The organism is Rahnella perminowiae, assembly GCF_019049755.1.
Lineage (GTDB): Bacteria > Pseudomonadota > Gammaproteobacteria > Enterobacterales > Enterobacteriaceae > Rahnella > Rahnella perminowiae.
This window is the reverse complement of record NZ_JAFMOS010000006.1, coordinates 1-255: the sequence shown is the minus strand read 5'-3', so window position 1 is coordinate 255 and position 255 is coordinate 1. Positions and strand designations below refer to the sequence as shown.

The following is a 255-nucleotide window of genomic DNA, read 5'->3' as shown; positions in this document are numbered from 1 at the left end:
CCTGACCACCTGTGTCGGTTTGGGGTACGATTTCGTGTTACCTGGAGCTTAGAGGCTTTTCCTGGAAGCATGGCATCAGCTACTTCACCACCGTAGTGGCTCGTTATCACGCCTCAGGGTTAGTATGTAACCGGATTTACCAGGTCACACCCCCTACACGCTTGAACCGGGACAACCGTCGCCCGGCCAGCCTAGCCTTCTCCGTCCCCCCTTCGCAGTAACACCAAGTGCTGGAATATTAACCAGCTTCCCATC

At 55.3% G+C, this 255-nt stretch carries 1 rRNA gene; it reads right to left on the bottom strand.

Annotated features, from left to right (window positions below):
• A 23S ribosomal RNA gene (locus J1785_RS00020) occupies positions 1-255 on the bottom strand; the annotation flags it as partial.